Raw genomic sequence first — 15610 nt, forward strand, 5'->3', positions numbered from 1 at the left:
GTGGGCGTCGGTGTTGGCGTGGCTGTGGGTGTTGAAGTCGGGGTCGGTGTGGGCGTCGGTGTTGGCGTGGCTGTGGGTGTTGAAGTCGGGGTCGGTGCTGGCACAGGTGTAAGTATTGGCAAAGGAGTTCTTCTGGAGCCGCACCCTTGCAGAGAAACCAAAGGCACCAAACCAAAAACTAGCACCGCAGTTGATTGGGCAACACGACGCGAAGTAACCCTAGACCACATCTGCTTCACTCCTCCCGAAACTCCAAAGGATCCCGTATTTTTACCGTCTATATAGATACCATCTTCAGGAAGGAATCTGAGTAAAGGGGCAGTTAAGGTACGCTTAAGAAGACAAGAAGTTACCCCCGCCTGAGTCAAAACTCAGGGGAGAACATGGGCAGGCTTTTTCCCCTAATCCCCCAATTCGGGATCCGGTCGTACCCGCACCCCCATCTGGCGCAGCAGGCGTAAAGAGTTTTCTGGCCCATCGATCATCTGCTGCTCGTTGATCCAGTAGGTGGCAATGCCCAGGTCTTCTAGAAATCGCACATAGGGATCTGGCGGTGGCCCATCGAAAACGGCGGCCTTCTGAACGGAAAAGCCCTGCTCGATCCAAGGGCCGAGGGCAAAGCGCTCATAGTAGAGCAACTGTCCCACCACTTCCTGCAAAGCCTCTGCCGCATCCTTGTGGTGCAGGAGCTTCACTTCGGCCAAAAGCAGATGCCCGTCCGCCACGGCCAAAAAGTCAAAGGTATGCTGATCCTCCCGGACTTCCAATCCTGCCAGGCGGAACCAGCGGCGAAACTGGTGCAAGATCTCGTTGTGGCGCTCGCTGCGCTCCAACTGACGTCGACGGCGGCGTTCTGCCATCAGCGGGTCTGTCCCGGCGCTGTGAGGGATCCCACTGCTGCGGAACTGGGGCGGCTCATCGGGATCCAAAACCACCTTGCCCCCGGCAGGTTGATGCAGGAGGGGCGGCATCTGGGGCAAGAGTTCTGTGGATCCCCACTCCACCTCTGGCTGCTGAGCCCAGGTAAGCAGGTGTCGATTCAAGGGGTGCTCAGGGTGGGTGTCGAACAACAGGCGCAGTTGAGACTGGCTAAACTGAAAATCCAGACGAAATTGCTCGATGGAGAGGCTGCTCCGCCCCTTTTGCAAAGTTTCTTGGCCAAAGTAAAGCATCACCAAGAGCGGGTAAATCGGCAGCGGACGATGGGAGGGAATGAGCATCGCCCACATGTCATCCGTCCAGTGGGGGAGCAGGATCTCGGCCTGTTTGCCTTTGCCCACCACCTGCAACATTTTGGGGTGTCCCGGCTGCCAGCCACAGGGGTGATCGTCAAAGCCGCAAGTCTGTCGCCCTTGATCCACGCTCAAGGGGTAGCGCCCATCATAAAGGCGGAAAGGACAGAGATCCCGGTCTTCGGCCAAAAAGCGCTCGTCTTGCCACAGGTGGGCCGCCAAGGCATGACAGCCGATCCCTTCCTGGCTGTTGCAGGCTTTGAGCCAGCGCCGTTCCGCCAGTTTCCCGCCCACTTTGCTCGGGGCCAGGGGCCGGATCAAACCGTTTTCCCCCTGGTTGAACAGAGGCCACACCAAAGGCTCGCCGGTTTCGGGCAAGGTCGGTAAAAGAGGGTGGGTTTTGCTGTAAAACGGGTCGCAAATGCGCTGGGCCACTTGCTGCAAGGGCAGTCCGCGAGGGGATCCCACCCAAGGCAGCAGGGATCCCGATCCGGCCTGAGCGCGGTGATACTGGATGGCCAGGGCCACCTCTAGCCCTATCGGACGGAGTTCCGGCGTGAGCTGCCGGTAGCGCTGCAGCAGCCGGGAAGCCTGCACAAACAGGTCGTAGCGCCGAACGGGAACTGCGTCAGCCATAGTGTTGCAGGAAAAACTCCCCACTGCCTTGGGCAAGAGCTGGCACAGACAAGCACCATGGCCTCAAGAAATGAGACCTTGGCAACTGTCTCTGCAGACCCTGACCTTGCCGAGGATATCGGGCCGACACCCATTCCCCTTGGCGTCAGGTCAGTAGTCAGTGTAGTGGAGAAACCCAGGCGCGAGAAGATGTTGCCACCTGGCGGCAGGTTGTGGGAAAAATGCGCAGCAGGCCCTAGCGTCGCGGCCACCAAGGAAACCAAGGAAAGGGAAAGGGGCGCTCTGTCTCTGCGTCGCGGTTGTACTCCGTAGGTCGGCCTGTATCCGGCTGAATCACCAAGCTGCCCACATAGTCGGCCTCTCGGTAGACGCGGGCAATTTGATGGTGGATTTGGGCCATGTCCTCGGCGGAGACCACGCCATTGTCGGTGGCTTTGTAGAACTGGATCGTGACCCGAATGGGAAAGCGAGGATCCCGCTTGATGTCCAGGTTGTTGATCTCGGTGAAGGGGCCCTCTACCTCTCCATGTCCGATGACAGCGGCTTCTACATTGCTGAGGCCGGCCAGGTCGGCTGCGGGTCCGAAAAACTTGACAGAGATATCCTCAACTTCCCTTCGCGGCGGCTGCCGCTGCTGGAGAGCATGCCTCTAACCCCCAAAACCCTGAACTTTGCTGAATTTACTGAGCTTTAGGCGGTTTGGCAAAAGTCATTGAGAGGGATATAGTAGACCAAGTTTCCCCCTGATCCTTGAGTCCACCGCAACGGTTGCCGGGAAGTGAAGGGGGAAAGCGCTCGGGGGGTATTCCTCAGGGCTTTGCGGGATACCGCCTTCCTGTTTGGACTCCGTCCCGCTGACGCGAACAGAGATAGGCAGGATGCGATCGCTTCTTTCCTGAACCATGTTCAGGAGAGTTCAGCGTGAATGTATCAGGTACTTGGATCACCATCACCAGGTTCAGGGCTTCTTCTGCTACTTCCGCCGAATGGGGATCCTGAGGGGTTGGGTTGGCGGCTTGCTCGGCCCGAAAATCGCTGAGGCGCTGCCCGGTGAGGCTGGCCCGTTCACCGTTTTGATTGAAGAAAAGGCGCTGGCCCCAAATAGCCCCGCCCACCTTATCTACCTTATCTTCGGTGCGGTTCTCGATCACCGTAATGCTGGTGCCCTCGTGGGTGGCCAAGATTGCCAGCACGGCTGGGTTGCCGGGATGGGATTGGTAGTTGAACAGCACCGGGTTGAATTGAGCGGATCCCCCGGCAGGGATAGGCAAAAAGGCGGCCTGGGCGCTCACCAACACATGGCTATCCCGTGGAGCCAGCAGGGAGTTGCGGTTGCCGGCCCAAGAGCCGGGATCATGTAAGTAGCGGCGCAGATTCCCCAGCAGCTCTCGCAGCGACACGGGTTGCAGGGGTTTTCCTTTTTCGTTGCCCACCAGCACCTGTAGGCTATCGAGGGGCAGGTCGGCAGACAGATCGGCAAAGTTGGGGTAGCGGATCACCGGCATCAAGCTCAGCTCGTAGTGACCCGTTCTGGGGTTGAGCTGTTGTACCTGGATGGTCATGTCGCTGATGTTGGGGCCAAGGGCAGATCCCTTGTGGCGTCCGGTATCTTCCCAGGTGATGTTGACGATATCCAGCCCATACTGCTTTGCCAAGGCTCGCGCTTGCGGATCCCAGGTCATGGAGATCGTCTGGTCAATCACCTGCCTGTAGGCCAAGTACTCTGCCCACTCTGAAGGCGAGGGGGAAGAAAGGAACTGGTGGAGGGGAAAATCCGTAGGGGTTGCCTGAGAAGTAGACACCATCGGCGGAGCGGCCAGGGAAATGCCCACCCAGCTCAGTGAACTCAGCAGCCAGGGGATGGGGGCGCGCATAGCAATATTCCTGAGGATTGGAAATTGGGGGACTATACCCTGACAATAGCTCCCAAAAGGGGAGAGGACGTGGCGGTTTCGCTTTTGGCAACCCCATGCTTTTGCCGGGATCCCAGGCTGCCTGGGCTAGGATAAGAGGCTGTAGCGCTTTCGCAGATCATTCCAGATCATGGCCAATATTCGCCGGGATCCCGAGGTCAACGCTTCTGTGGCTTCTGTAACTCCAGCTTCTCCAGAGCCTCAGGTGCAGGTTCAGTCTTTGCCGCTGCATGTCATGTTCCGCCTGGGCCTGTTTCAGATGGGCTTGGGAATGATGTCGCTGCTCACTCTGGGAGTGCTGAACCGCGTCATGATCGACACGGATCTGCTGGCCATCCCGGCAACGGTGGTGGGGGGATCCCTAGCCATGCACCAGTTGGTCTCCCCGGCTCGGGTTTGGTTTGGGCAGCTCTCGGATGCCAAGCCCCTGTTTGGCCTGCATCGCACCGGCTATGTGCGTCTGGGATCGGTTCTATTTGCCGTTTGTATCTTCCTGGGGGTGCAGGTGGTGTGGGGTTTGGGGGAGAGCTTTGCGGCCACGGGTTGGTCTGGAGCCACCTATGGCTGGGTAGGCTTGGCCTGTTTGATGTTTGCCCTCTATGGTCTCTGCCTCAGCGCCTGCTCCACGCCTTTTGCGGCTTTGCTGGTGGATGTGTCAGACGAGGACAACCGCTCTAAGTTGGTGGGGATCGTCTGGTCTATGTTGATGGTGGGGATTGCCGGCGGGGCCATTGGCTCGGCAGTTCTGCTGCGGGGCTTGCAGCCAGACAACCTGCAGAGCACCGTCAACCGCCTCTTCGTCATCATTCCAGCCGTGGTGATCCTGCTGGGGGTGATCGCCACCTGGGGAGTGGAAAAGCGCTATTCCCGCTACGGATCCCGTTCCACCTTGGCCGGACGAGAAGACCAAATCACCCTGGGTACGGCCATCAAGGTGCTGACCGCCAGCCGCCAAACCCTGATCTTTTTCGGCTTCTTGGTGTTGATGACCATGGGCCTGTTTATCCAACAGCCGATCCTAGAACCCTACGGCGGCGAGGTGTTTGGCATGACGGTGGCCCAGAGCACCCAGCTCAATGCCTTTTGGAGCCTGGGTATTTTGGCAGGGATTGTGCTGACCGGATTTTTCATCGTGCCTAAGCTAGGCAAGCAGACAACGGCTCGTCTGGGCTGCCTGCTGGTGGCAATCTCTTTTGGGCTGACCATTGCCTCAGGGTTTACAGGCAATCCACGGCTGCTGCAGCTGTGTATGATCCTGTTTGGCTTGGCTTCTGGGATCACCACCAATGGCGCCATTAGCCTCATGTTGGACTTGACGGCAGCGGAGACGGCAGGCACCTTTATCGGGGCTTGGGGACTGGCCCAGGCCATGTCCCAGGCGGTTTCCACCTTGCTCGGCGGGGCTTTGCTCGATCTGGGGCGCATTCTCTTCCCCACTTCTTCAGTGCTTGCCTATGCCACCGTCTTTGGGGTGGAGGCAGCGGTGATGTTGCTGGCCGTGTATTTGCTGGGACGGGTGAGCGTGGCCGAGTTTCGCGAAAAGACCAACCGTGCGCTGACCCAGGTGTTGGCTCTGGAGCTGGAGGGCTAGCAACGCGGGGCCGACTCGTAGTGGGGGCAGCCCTGACAGGGCCCGCTGGGGTTGACGGCACAACGCAGCAAGGGCGAGTGAGCATTAAACCGACAGGAGGGATCCCCCAGGCAATTCCCTGCTTCCTGAGGTGGGGTGACCGAACGCACCAGGGCGCGGATCCCACACAGGTGGTATTTGCCTTGCCGGAGCCGGTAGGAATGACGCTTTTCCAGAACCAGGTAGTGCTGCTCTGCCAGTTGGACGTAGGTGCCCGGATGGGGACTACTCTGCCAAGGACATTCCTCCACCACCTCTCCCGAATCCGCGTCGATCCACTGAATGGGCAAGGTCGGGTTGATGGAAGACATAAGGCGCAAACGGAGCCAGTTTAGGGCAGCAGACTACAAAATGATGGACTGGGCTTGACTTGTGATTAACAAATTGTGCAACTTTTTCCGGCAACACTGAGTATGGCTGGTACAAATGTTCTCTCTTGTGTGACCTGGAGCCTGCTAATCTACAGAACTTCTACAAAGTTAAGTTAGAAAAAGCTGTACTCAGTGTAATGGATTTTCTGCGGCGGGCGTAGAACGGGATAGGTTGGGCCTGCGGCGGCGAAAAGATGGATGCTTGGACTAGCTGTTGGAATGGGCTTGGCGGGCCAGTTGGGTGAGAAAAGCCAGAGGATGACGGTTTTGGAGCTGCTGCCTAATCCGCTCTTGCAGGATTTCCTCTTGCCAGGGATCCCCAGAGGACAGCCACTCTAGGTAACTGAGCCCCGCCACCCGTGTCAGATAGGCCCCCGTCACTGCCTGCAGGGGGATCCCCATAACCATCAAGGGGCTGGCCTTGAGCAGAGAGCCCAAAGCCTGAGTGGCCAGCTCCAGCCCCCCCAGTTGCACCACCATTTGCGCCAAACTCTGGGCGATTTGCTGGGCCCGGCGTAAGGTAATGCGTCGGTCAAACACCTGGTGCAGTTCCCCAATCATGCGCGCCTGAATGGCTACTCCTGCCAGCACATCCAAAGCAGGAAGAGGGTTTGCCGCCAGGGCAGCAGCGGTGGCCCACTGCATCCGTTCCACGATCTGGCGACCCTGTTGGCGACGTTCTTCTTGGAGGGCCTGCTGGACGGCTTCGCTGAGAGTTCGGGTTTGCAACAAGGCATTGGCCAAGCGCAGGTGGGATCCCTTCTGCTGCAGCAGGTGAGCCATTTGTTGAATGAGGGCCTCTGTCTCGGGGGGCTGCGGCTCCCAAGTTTCCCACACAGAGCCATCTTCGGAGTAGTAGCGAACCTTGAGGGGCTCTGGATCAGCGGCGATGGCCACCACCTGTTCGGCAGGGATAACACCGGCGGTGCGTCGGCGCAAATGGGCCAAGATGGTCTCTACATCCTCCGGCAGCATCTGATCGGTTTTGTTGAGGGCCAGGATGGCGGATTTGCCCAGCCGGGCCAACTCCAGCATTTCGGCATACTCCGAAGCCAGCAGGTCTCCGGCCACCACCAAGATCAGCAGATCCGCCTTCTGGGCCAGGGCGCGGGCTTCCGCTTCACCTGCTCCCCCAATCGTCAGCAGCCCAGGTGTGTCGGTAAGGGAAATGGGGCCGTTCCAGCCCTCCAATTGGTAGGTGTGGATGGATCCCTGCTGGGTGGTGCCCAGGGTGGGGGCTGTTTCGCCCACTGGTCGGCCCATCAAGGCATTGATCAACGAGGTCTTGCCGGCGGAACTGGTGCCGAACACCACCAGATGCAATTCCTCCTGGTTAAGCCGCTGATTGATCTCTTGCAGCTTGGCACGCAGGGCACGGCGACTGATGTCATTCTGCAGCTTCTGGATCAGGCGATCGGCATCTTCCAGATCGGCTTGCACCTGATTCCGAGTTAACTTAACCCGCCGCAGCGGTTGTGTCCGCTGGTTTGGAGTACTTTGCCGTCGGCCAGCCTGCTGCCACCAATGGCGCGCTGCCAGACCTGCTGCTGCTGTCCCTCCCAGGATCCCGGCCACTGCCAGATCCGCCAGCGGCAACGAATGGGGGGCGATAAAGCTATAGATCCCGCTAACCCATTGCAGATATTGGCTCAGGGCCGCCAAACCCAGCCCTGCCCACAACCACACCCAAGTGGAGCGCGACAGCACCATCCCAACCCACAGCCTGCCCAAATCTTCAAATCAAGCAACCCAAAATTGCTGAGCCATCCGAGTCGCTTCTCCAGCATAGGGCTTGCTGTAGCTGAGCATACAGTTTTGTCGAGAGCTTTTTTGTCGAGAGCTTTGCTGAGAAGTAGCTGAGCAAGAGACCAGAGAAGGGAGCGGGGAGTCAAAAACACCCTCAGCTCAACCGGCCAAATGAGCCAGGGATCCCCTCTCCCAAAATCGCCGGCGGCTCCAGTGGTGCCGGCAAAAATTGGCCGCCGCGATAGTCCAATAGCTGCACCAGCAGCAAGTAGCCCACCCCCAGAGCAATGGCCAGGATCCCTGTAACGATTGCTACCCACTTAGGCCGCTCCACGCTGAATCTCCCCAATAAAGTGCTGGATCTCGATGCTTCTATGATGCCCGAAGTGGTGGCCCAATTCCTAACGCGGCGGGATCAAGACGGTGTCGATGACGTGGATGATGCCGTTGGAAGCTTGAATATCCGCGGCGATCACGTTGGCGTTGTTGATGCGAATCCGTCCGCCCTCAAGAAGCGTGACGGTGACGGGGGATCCCTGCAAAGTCGTTACCTGCTGGCCGGATCTGAGGGCACTGGAAGGAGCCAAGCCAGGAACCACGTGGTAAGTGAGAATGCGCACCAGCTCTGCCCGGTTCTCAGGTCGCAGCAAAGATTCCACCGTGCCAGGGGGCAAAGCGGCAAAAGCAGCATTGGTGGGAGCGAATACCGTGAAGGGACCTTCCCGCTGCAAAGTCCCCACCAAGCCCGCTGCCTGCAGGGCCGTCACCAAGGTACTGAAGTCGGGGTTGGCGGCGGCAACGGCGACGAGGTTGGGCAGCGGCGTAGGGCTGGGAGAGAGAGTTGGGGTAGGCGTCGGCGGGGCAATGGCCGTATCGCTGCTGGAACTGGCACAGCCTACCAAGGCTAAGCAAGCAGCCGCCGTCAGCCCAAGGGTGAGGGCTTTGTAGTTCATAACAAAAGTTAATACTCTAAAACATTTGTCATCATCTTAGGGGTAGCAGCCGCTCTCGCACGGTTAGCTGTAGAGCAGAGCAGGGATCGCCTTCGCGTAGAAGTGGCTGCGATAAAGTTCAGTATCCTGGGGGTGTGATTGCTGGAGAGGAGAAAGGCCATGAACGGGATCCCGTCGTGGTTGCGGCAACTCCGCCGCTGGCTGCCCTGGGTTGCTCTGCTTCTCATTCTGGTCTTGATCGGCTACTGGGTCGGCCCTCGGCCCAGACCCTACCCCCAAGAGCAGGAGCTGCCCACCCTTGCCCCTCTGCCGCAGCACCCCCGCATTCGGGTGGAGTTCAACCAAAGCCGGGAGAGCACCTATCGGGATCCCTACCGCCAGATCCGCCGCTACGGCTACAACCTGGAAGAGTTGATCATTTCCCAGATTCGCTCCGCTCGTCAGTCGGTGGATATTGCCGTGCAAGAGCTGAACCTACCGCTCATTGCCCAAGCCCTAGTGGAGCGACGACAGGCCGGGATCCCGGTGCGTTTTATTACTGAAAACACCTACGTGCGAGCCTGGCACCAACTCACCCCTGACCAAGTGCGGGCGCTGGACGAGCGCAGCCGTCGCAAGTTCGAGGAGTACCGCAACCTGGTGGATGTGAACCGCGATGGACGGTTTTCTCCCGAGGAGATTGCCAGCCGAGATGTGTACGCCTTGCTGGATGGGGGGCGGGTGCCCTGGCTGGATGATACCGCCGATGGTTCCAAGGGCAGTGGCCTGATGCACCACAAATTTGTGGTGATCGACGGGCAGAAAGTCTTGACCGGCTCGGCCAATTTCACCCTCTCTGATATTCACGGGGACTTTGATGCGCCTGGCAGTGTCGGCAATGCCAACCATCTGCTGCTGCTGGACAGCCCGGAGCTGGCCCGCCTCTACACCGAGGAATTCGATCTCATGTGGGGCGATGGCCCCGGTGGCTTGACCGATAGCCGCTTCGGCGTGCAGAAGCTCAAGCGTTCCCTGGAAACGGTGTACATTGACGATGCCATTGTGGGGGTTCACTTTTCTCCTGCCAGTCGCTCCCTGCCCTACGAAGCCACCTCCAACGGCATTATTGCCGCCACCCTGGCCCAAGCCCGGCAACAGGTGGATCTGGCTCTGTTCGTCTTTACGGATCCGGGCATTGCCAACCAACTCAGGCAACTGCGCCAGGAGCGCAACGTAGAGATCCGCGGGGTGTTCGACCCTGGTTTTGCCTTCCGGGACTACAGCCGCACCCTGGAGATGTGGGGGCTGTTGCTCCCCGACGAAAAGTGCCAGGTGGAGGCGGCGCGCCTGCCCTGGACGCTGCCGGCCCAGTCTGTAGGCATACCCAACCTCGCCCCCGGCGATAAGCTGCACCATAAGTTTGCCATCATCGATCCCGGCACTCCTCAGGCCACGGTGATCACCGGATCCAACAACTGGTCGGTCTCGGCCAACCACCTCAACGACGAAAACTTCCTGATCATCCGCAATGGCCGAGTGGTGGATCACTTTGTGCGGGAGTTCGACCGGCTGATGGCCGAGGCCCGTTTTGGCCCCAGCCGCCGCTTGCAACAGCAGGCAGAAGAGGCGTCCCGTCGCTGCCCCAACCCCGTCCCCGTTGCCGCTTCCTTGCCTGAACCGGAGCCGGAGCTGCTGGAAGTCGAGGTCGTTCTTCCTCCTGAGGCGGGATCCCCTTCCCCGTCGGTTGCTTTTCCGGTGGCGTCTCCTGGGGGATCCCCTCGCGTTAACCTGAATACGGCCACGGCGGCGGAGCTGGAACAGTTGCCCGGCATTGGCCCCGCCCTGGCGCAGCGCATTATCGAGGCCCGCCCCTTCTCCTCTTTGGAGGATCTGCAACGGGTCAATGGCATTGGCCCAGCCCGGATTGAGCAGCTGCGGGATCGGGTAACCTGGTAGGAGTTAGCCCCCTCTTGGTCAGGTTGAGGGCGCGGAGTGCTTTCGGAAGTTCATCCCAGAGCAGCTCCTAAAGGGCCTCTCCCCTCGAATAAACCCCAAATTAAACCCCAAATATAGTCATTTCAGTTCAAACCAGGACACTGCACCCACGCCTAAAATGTTGGTCGCATCGGCGTTGCAGAGCAATAATGCAGGGGGCCAAAAGGCTTTTCAAGGACTCCGTCCCGCTGGCGCGATCAATGGCCCAGGTGTCTCACCCTAATCTGAAACGACTATAAATCAGGGATGCATAAGTCTATTCAGAAAGCTCCAGAAACGCTCCCATGCGGCGAAACTTTTGGTAGCGCTCCTCGCGCAATTCTCGCCCGCTCAGGCTAGAAAGTTCCTTGAGATGCCTGAGAAGAGCCTCTTTGAGGGTTTGAGCAGCTTCCAAGGGCGCGCGGTGGGCGCCGCCAACCGGCTCTGGCAGGATCTCGTCGATCACCTCCAGTTGCAGCAGGTCTTGGGCGGTAATGCGCAGGGCTGCCGCCGCTTGGGGAGCCTTCTTGGCATCCTTCCAGAGAATAGCCGCGCAGCCTTCCGGCGAGATCACGGAGTAGACGGCGTGCTCGAACATCAGGATGCGGTTGCCAATGCCAATGGCCAATGCTCCTCCGGATCCCCCTTCGCCGATGACGGTGCAGATGATGGGGATCTCCAGCCGAAAGAGGGTTTGTAAGTTGGTGGCAATGGCCTCTCCTTGGCCCTCAGCTTCCGCCTTGACGCCTGGGTAAGCCCCCGGCGTGTCGATGAAGGTGAGCAGGGGCAGGCCGAAGCGGTGGGCATGTTCCATCAGCCGCAGGGCTTTGCGGTAGCCGGCGGGATTGGGCATCCCAAAGTTGCGGTGGATGTTGTCTTTGGTGTCGCGGCCCTTTTGGTGGCCGAGGATCATCACCGGCTGCTCCCCCAGCTTGGCCAACCCGCCCACAATGGCCGGATCGTCTTGGCCGTGGCGATCCCCGTGCAGCTCAAACCAGTCGTCACAGATGGTCTGTACGTAATCCAGGGTGGTGGGGCGGCGGGGGTGACGGGCCACCTGGAGCCGTTCTACCGGCGTGAGCTGGCTGAAGATCTCGCGGCGCAGCTCTTCGGCTTTGGCTTCCAATTGGCGAATCTGCTCAGAAGCATCGATGTCGTTTTCTTCTGCCAAGGCCCGAATTTCTTGAATTCGTTGCTCCAGGGCGGCAACAGGCTGCTCAAACTCCAGCAGCAGGCGGTCGGTGGACTTGGTCATGACCGGTTGGCTAAACTTCGGGGGCGTGCTGTGCCTGGCAAAGGCTGCACAGATTTGGGGATGGGACTTTGATCTTCTCACATGTAGATCCCGTAGGCTAGAGGGAGCAATCCCCCTACTGCCCAAGAGGGATCCCTTGTCTGCTTCTGTCTCTTCTCCCCCTTCACCCCTTCCCCCCTGGCTGCGCTGGGGGGTGGTGGGATCCGTCGTTTTGGCCATTGCAGGGGGCGCCTTTTGGCACTACGGGCGGCCCGAGCGGCAAATCCGGGCCCACACCCAGAGATTGCTGCGGGCGGTGGAGCAGCGCAACTGGGATCAGGTGGAGATGTTGGTATCTGAGGCCTATAGCGATGGTTGGGGCCTGAACAAGCAGCGGGCGCTGGCCTACAGCCGCGAGATCTTCGGCCAATTTTTTCGCTTGCGCCTCCAACCCCAAGCGCTGCAGGTGCAGCTCGACCTAGGGGATCCCAGTCGCCAAGGACAGGCCACTCTCTGGTTTGTTATCGAGGGATCCGGCGGCCCCTTAGCCAACCTGACGCGGGATCAGGTGAACGCCTTGGAGCAACCCTTCCGATTGAATTGGCAGCGACGGGGTGGGGATCCCTTTCGCTGGGAGCTAACCCGCGTGGAGAATCCAGAGCTGCAACTGCCCCTTCTCCCTTCTCAAGAACAGGCAGGCCAGAGATGAGGGTCGAACACCAACAGGGGGAGCTGGCCTTCGGCTGGCGGGATCCACTGCACAATACCCCGTTGGCGGGCCTGAGCTGCATAGCGGCTGGGGAGAGGCTGCAACTGGGAAGAGGGCAGACGGCGCAGGAGGGGCTGAGTGGGAATGGGCAGAGCCCCTGTTTCTGGGTTGTCGATCTGGTCGGACAATCCGTCCTCAGAACTGCCTGGCTGCAACAGAATAACCCCTTCCGGTTGAAAAGGGATCCCTCGGCCCAGCAACAAACGACCGGTATCCAAAAGCTGGGGGCCGCCCTCCTGAGCAAGCTGAAACTCTGCCCAGCTAAAAACTCGCCGCGCCCGATCAACAGGGAGGCCGAAGCAGTAGGAGCCCAGTTGGAAAGTAATCAAGGTCTGCCGGTTTCTCAGTTGTTCTTGCCGAGCCAGACGACGCAGGCGCAGAGGGGAAAGCAGGGGCATGGACTACCTCGCCATCAAAACGCCGGTGGAAGGTGCCGAAGAGGCTGGTTGCAGCAGTTGCCGCAGCTTTTGGATCAGCTCCTGTTCCTGGAAGGGCTTGGAGAGGTAGGCGCTGGCTCCCAGCCGCTGGGCCAGTTGGCGGTGTTTTTCGCCACTGCGGGAGGTGAGCATGACCACGGGAAGCTGGTCATACAGGGGGTGGGCACGAATCTGGGCCAGCAAGCCAAAGCCATCCAGCCGCGGCATTTCAATGTCGGTAATCACCGCTCGGATGGGAATTCCTCTCTGCAAGTGCTCGAGGGCCTCTTGTCCGTCGCGAGCCTGTTCAACCCGGAACCCTGCTCTTTCTAGGGTCATGGCCAAGAAGCGGCGCACGTTGACCGAATCTTCCACCACCAGCAGGGTGGGCTGGGCGGCAAACCTGGGCTGGGGAAGGGGATCCCTTGCCGACTGACAGGGCTGATCCCGCTGGGCGAGCAGCCAGCTCAAGAGGGCAGGCGGATCCACGAAAAGAGCGATTCGCCCATCGGCCAAAACCGTACAGCCGGAGAATCCCGACGGCAGAGGCAGACCTCCCTCCACCGGGCGCAGAGTTACCTCTTGCTCCCGCCAAAAGCGATCCACCAACAGGCCATAGGGCCGGTTGTCTTCTACCACCAGCAGCACCACAGGTCGGTCGAGAAGGGGGGTCTCGTCAATTTCCCGGCGAGGCTGCCAGCGCGCGAAGCGAAACCAGTGGCCCACAGGAATTAAAGGGATCTGCTCCCCTTCCCAGAGAAAGGAATCGGCAGGCAACTGCGGGGGGATAAGCAATTCTTCCACTGCGTTGGCCGGAAAAGCCAACATCAACCCCTGGCATTCTGTCAGCAGCACGCGGGTGACGCTCAAAGAAACGGGCAGAGTGAGGGTAAACAGCGTGCCCCGTCCCGGCCAAGATTCCACCTGCACCTGGCCGCCAATTCGTTGCAGGTTGGTGCGTACCACGTCTAGACCCACTCCCCGTCCAGATAGCTCGCTGACTCGCTCGGCGGTGCTGAAGCCCGGCTGGAAGATCAACTCCAGCAGCTCCTGGGAGCTGGCCTCAGCCAGGTCGGCAGCGGAAAACCCTATCTGCAAGGCGCGGGCCCGGATTTTATCCAGGCAGATCCCTGCCCCATCGTCTCGCACCGTGATCAGAGTGCGGTTGCCCCGTTGGCTGGCGGCAATTTCGATGAGGCCCTTGGCCGGCTTGCCCTGGGCCAGGCGGGTGTCTGGAGCCTCGATGCCGTGGTCAAAGGCGTTGCGCACCAAGTGCAACAAGGGATCCGCCAAGGCCTCCAAAATCGAGCGCTCGATTAGGGTGGATCCCCCCAAGACCCGCAGCTCCACGGGCTTGCCATGGGCTAAGCTCAGCTCCCGCAGCGCTCTGGGGAAGCGATCCGTCAAATCCGATAGAGGCTGCATGCGCACCTGGTCGAGACGGGTTTGCATTTGCCTGGAGAGGCGGCTGAGCTGGCGGGCGCTGCCTTCGGTCTCCTGCAGGGTGGTGTCGATATCGTGGGTTACCTCATCAATTTGCACAACGGTTTCCATCACCTCTTGGGTCAGCAGGTGCATCTCTCCATAGCGATCCATCTCCAAGAGGTCAAAGGTATCGGCCAAGGTCAGGCCGGGATCCCCTTCTTTTTTCAAGAGCACAGAAGCAGGCACGGTGGCAGCGACGCGGTCGTAGCTGCTGCGCAGGCGGCTGTTGGTTTCTTCTAGAGTGCGAACCCGCCGTTTGAACAAGCTGACCAGCTCCCGCAGCCGTTGCAGGCGACTGTTTAAGCGGTTGCGCTCCCCTATGAGCTCTCCCAACAGCTCCCCCAACTGTTCCAGAGGGCGAGCCGGCACCCGTAGCATCTCGGCAGCGCTTTTGGCCCCGGCTGGAATCGAATCCGGCAGCTCGGTGGCTCCTGCCATTGCAGGGGGAGGGGCTTCTGGCGGGGGGGAAACTGGAGGCTCTGCCGGATCCCAGGAGCTGGGGAGAAGAGCGACCTGACCGACCAGCACCAGGGCCTGCGAGCGTCGCCAAGCTTGTAAAGCCGCCTGAGCAACGGGCAACACCTGCTCCTTGGCATTTGGCGGCAGCGTCTCCAGAGCTTGGACTACTGAGCCGCACAGGGTGGCAAAGGCAGGCAGATCCAACATTTCCCCCAGCGCCCCCAGCTCTTGGGCAGCAATGAGAAACTCCTCCCGCAAACAGGGCTGCTCGGGGTGGGCCAGCACACCTTCCAACCGCTGCAGACAGGCCTCCACCTCGGTTGCAAACAGCAGCACCCGCATATCGCCCCCGGCCTCTGCTGCCAGGACTTGGACGTTGTCCTCAGGCTGCAACTCTCCCAACTGCTCTCGCAATTGATCGAAAAGAGGCTGCACCCGCTCTGCCAGCCAAGATTCGTCCAAAAGCCGCTGCTGGCGGTGCTGCTGGGCTATTTGGCGCATGCAATCCAACGCCGCCAAGAGGTTGCGCTCCACTGCGGGGTCGGCTTTTTGGGGATCCACCTGCAAGATCTTGAAACCATCTTCCAGGCGATGGGCCAAGTCGCTAAGCACCGGAAAGCCCATCATGGCCGCCCCGCCCTTGATGGAATGAGCAGCCCGCAGCAAGCGATCCAAACGGGGGCGATCCAAACTCTGGGATCCCAGGCCCAACACCCCTGCCTCCAGGGTGTCGAGGTAAGCCTGGGCTTCGTCCAAAAACTGCAGCCTAACCTGCCACTCGCGTGGGTCGAGGGAAGTGGGATTCGGCCCCAT

At 59.9% G+C, this 15610-nt stretch carries 14 protein-coding genes; 4 read left to right on the plus strand and 10 right to left on the minus strand.

Features of this window, described 5'->3' with window-relative positions:
• Positions 1-401 precede the first annotated feature (401 nt).
• Both ACVWZF_RS10925 and ACVWZF_RS10930 read right to left on the minus strand, forming a co-directional pair.
• A complete protein-coding gene (locus tag ACVWZF_RS10925; protein ID WP_011434306.1) occupies positions 402-1868 on the minus strand; it encodes a hypothetical protein in 1467 nt (488 codons plus the stop codon).
• A gap of 235 nt (positions 1869-2103) precedes the next feature.
• Complete coding sequence (locus ACVWZF_RS10930) at positions 2104-2268, minus strand: hypothetical protein (RefSeq protein WP_457411435.1); 165 nt, start codon at positions 2266-2268, stop codon at positions 2104-2106.
• Here ACVWZF_RS10930 and ACVWZF_RS10935 point away from each other — a divergent pair.
• Positions 2260-2562 (plus strand): hypothetical protein, encoded by a 303-nt coding sequence (locus ACVWZF_RS10935; RefSeq protein WP_457411436.1) that lies wholly within the window; start codon positions 2260-2262, stop codon positions 2560-2562. The genes ACVWZF_RS10930 and ACVWZF_RS10935 overlap by 9 nt on opposite strands.
• A gap of 115 nt (positions 2563-2677) precedes the next feature.
• Here the strand turns inward: ACVWZF_RS10935 and ACVWZF_RS10940 are convergent, their stop codons facing one another.
• Complete coding sequence (locus ACVWZF_RS10940; protein WP_011434304.1) at positions 2678-3742, minus strand: hypothetical protein; 1065 nt, start codon at positions 3740-3742, stop codon at positions 2678-2680.
• 169 nt (positions 3743-3911) lie between these two features.
• On the opposite strand from ACVWZF_RS10940, the gene ACVWZF_RS10945 reads away from it, so the two are divergent.
• Positions 3912-5372: a BCD family MFS transporter gene (locus ACVWZF_RS10945; protein ID WP_457411439.1), complete on the plus strand. Its 1461-nt coding sequence runs from the start codon at positions 3912-3914 to the stop codon at positions 5370-5372.
• Here ACVWZF_RS10945 and ACVWZF_RS10950 read toward each other — a convergent pair.
• The 4 genes from ACVWZF_RS10950 to ACVWZF_RS10965 all read right to left on the minus strand — a co-directional run bounded on the left by ACVWZF_RS10950 (position 5369) and on the right by ACVWZF_RS10965 (position 8481).
• Positions 5369-5722 carry a DUF6464 family protein gene (locus tag ACVWZF_RS10950; RefSeq protein WP_457411441.1) on the minus strand — a complete coding sequence of 118 codons (354 nt, stop codon included), beginning with the start codon at positions 5720-5722 and terminating at the stop codon, positions 5369-5371. The genes ACVWZF_RS10945 and ACVWZF_RS10950 overlap by 4 nt on opposite strands.
• A 267-nt stretch (positions 5723-5989) precedes the next feature.
• Entirely contained in the window at positions 5990-7492 is a 1503-nt protein-coding gene (locus ACVWZF_RS10955; RefSeq protein WP_083757669.1) for a GTP-binding protein, read from the minus strand.
• Positions 7493-7682: 190 nt separating this feature from the next.
• Positions 7683-7862 (minus strand): hypothetical protein, encoded by a 180-nt coding sequence (locus ACVWZF_RS10960; RefSeq protein WP_011434300.1) that lies wholly within the window; start codon positions 7860-7862, stop codon positions 7683-7685.
• 67 nt (positions 7863-7929) lie between these two features.
• A complete protein-coding gene (locus tag ACVWZF_RS10965; protein WP_011434299.1) occupies positions 7930-8481 on the minus strand; it encodes a fasciclin domain-containing protein in 552 nt (183 codons plus the stop codon).
• 159 nt (positions 8482-8640) lie between these two features.
• Here ACVWZF_RS10965 and ACVWZF_RS10970 point away from each other — a divergent pair, with 159 nt between their 5' ends.
• Entirely contained in the window at positions 8641-10416 is a 1776-nt protein-coding gene (locus tag ACVWZF_RS10970; RefSeq protein ID WP_457411442.1) for a phospholipase D-like domain-containing protein, read from the plus strand.
• A gap of 295 nt (positions 10417-10711) precedes the next feature.
• On the opposite strand, the gene ACVWZF_RS10975 is transcribed toward ACVWZF_RS10970, so the two are convergent.
• Entirely contained in the window at positions 10712-11689 is a 978-nt protein-coding gene (locus ACVWZF_RS10975; RefSeq protein ID WP_414390463.1) for an acetyl-CoA carboxylase carboxyltransferase subunit alpha, read from the minus strand.
• A gap of 136 nt (positions 11690-11825) precedes the next feature.
• On the opposite strand from ACVWZF_RS10975, the gene ACVWZF_RS10980 reads away from it, so the two are divergent.
• On the plus strand, positions 11826-12377 hold the full coding sequence (locus ACVWZF_RS10980) for a hypothetical protein (RefSeq protein WP_457411444.1): 552 nt from the start codon (positions 11826-11828) through the stop codon (positions 12375-12377).
• On the opposite strand, the gene ACVWZF_RS10985 is transcribed toward ACVWZF_RS10980, so the two are convergent.
• The gene (locus ACVWZF_RS10985) at positions 12353-12835 is read right to left on the minus strand and encodes a hypothetical protein (RefSeq protein WP_414329976.1); all 483 of its coding nucleotides are present in this window, start codon (positions 12833-12835) and stop codon (positions 12353-12355) included. The genes ACVWZF_RS10980 and ACVWZF_RS10985 overlap by 25 nt on opposite strands.
• A 3-nt stretch (positions 12836-12838) precedes the next feature.
• Entirely contained in the window at positions 12839-15610 is a 2772-nt protein-coding gene (locus ACVWZF_RS10990; protein WP_011434294.1) for a hybrid sensor histidine kinase/response regulator, read from the minus strand.

The sequence above is a fragment of the Thermostichus sp. OS-CIW-30 genome (genome assembly GCF_054060215.1).

Coding starts and splice junctions, on each gene's coding strand:
- ACVWZF_RS10990 (WP_011434294.1), bottom strand. CDS start 15,610: ATGGGGCCGAATCCCACTTCCCTCGACCCACGCGAGTGGCAGGTTAGG.
- ACVWZF_RS10970 (WP_457411442.1), top strand. CDS start 8,641: ATGAACGGGATCCCGTCGTGGTTGCGGCAACTCCGCCGCTGGCTGCCC.
- ACVWZF_RS10950 (WP_457411441.1), bottom strand. CDS start 5,722: ATGTCTTCCATCAACCCGACCTTGCCCATTCAGTGGATCGACGCGGAT.
- ACVWZF_RS10955 (WP_083757669.1), bottom strand. CDS start 7,492: ATGGTGCTGTCGCGCTCCACTTGGGTGTGGTTGTGGGCAGGGCTGGGT.
- ACVWZF_RS10940 (WP_011434304.1), bottom strand. CDS start 3,742: ATGCGCGCCCCCATCCCCTGGCTGCTGAGTTCACTGAGCTGGGTGGGC.
- ACVWZF_RS10930 (WP_457411435.1), bottom strand. CDS start 2,268: ATGGCCCAAATCCACCATCAAATTGCCCGCGTCTACCGAGAGGCCGAC.
- ACVWZF_RS10945 (WP_457411439.1), top strand. CDS start 3,912: ATGGCCAATATTCGCCGGGATCCCGAGGTCAACGCTTCTGTGGCTTCT.
- ACVWZF_RS10975 (WP_414390463.1), bottom strand. CDS start 11,689: ATGACCAAGTCCACCGACCGCCTGCTGCTGGAGTTTGAGCAGCCTGTT.
- ACVWZF_RS10925 (WP_011434306.1), bottom strand. CDS start 1,868: ATGGCTGACGCAGTTCCCGTTCGGCGCTACGACCTGTTTGTGCAGGCT.
- ACVWZF_RS10965 (WP_011434299.1), bottom strand. CDS start 8,481: ATGAACTACAAAGCCCTCACCCTTGGGCTGACGGCGGCTGCTTGCTTA.
- ACVWZF_RS10985 (WP_414329976.1), bottom strand. CDS start 12,835: ATGCCCCTGCTTTCCCCTCTGCGCCTGCGTCGTCTGGCTCGGCAAGAA.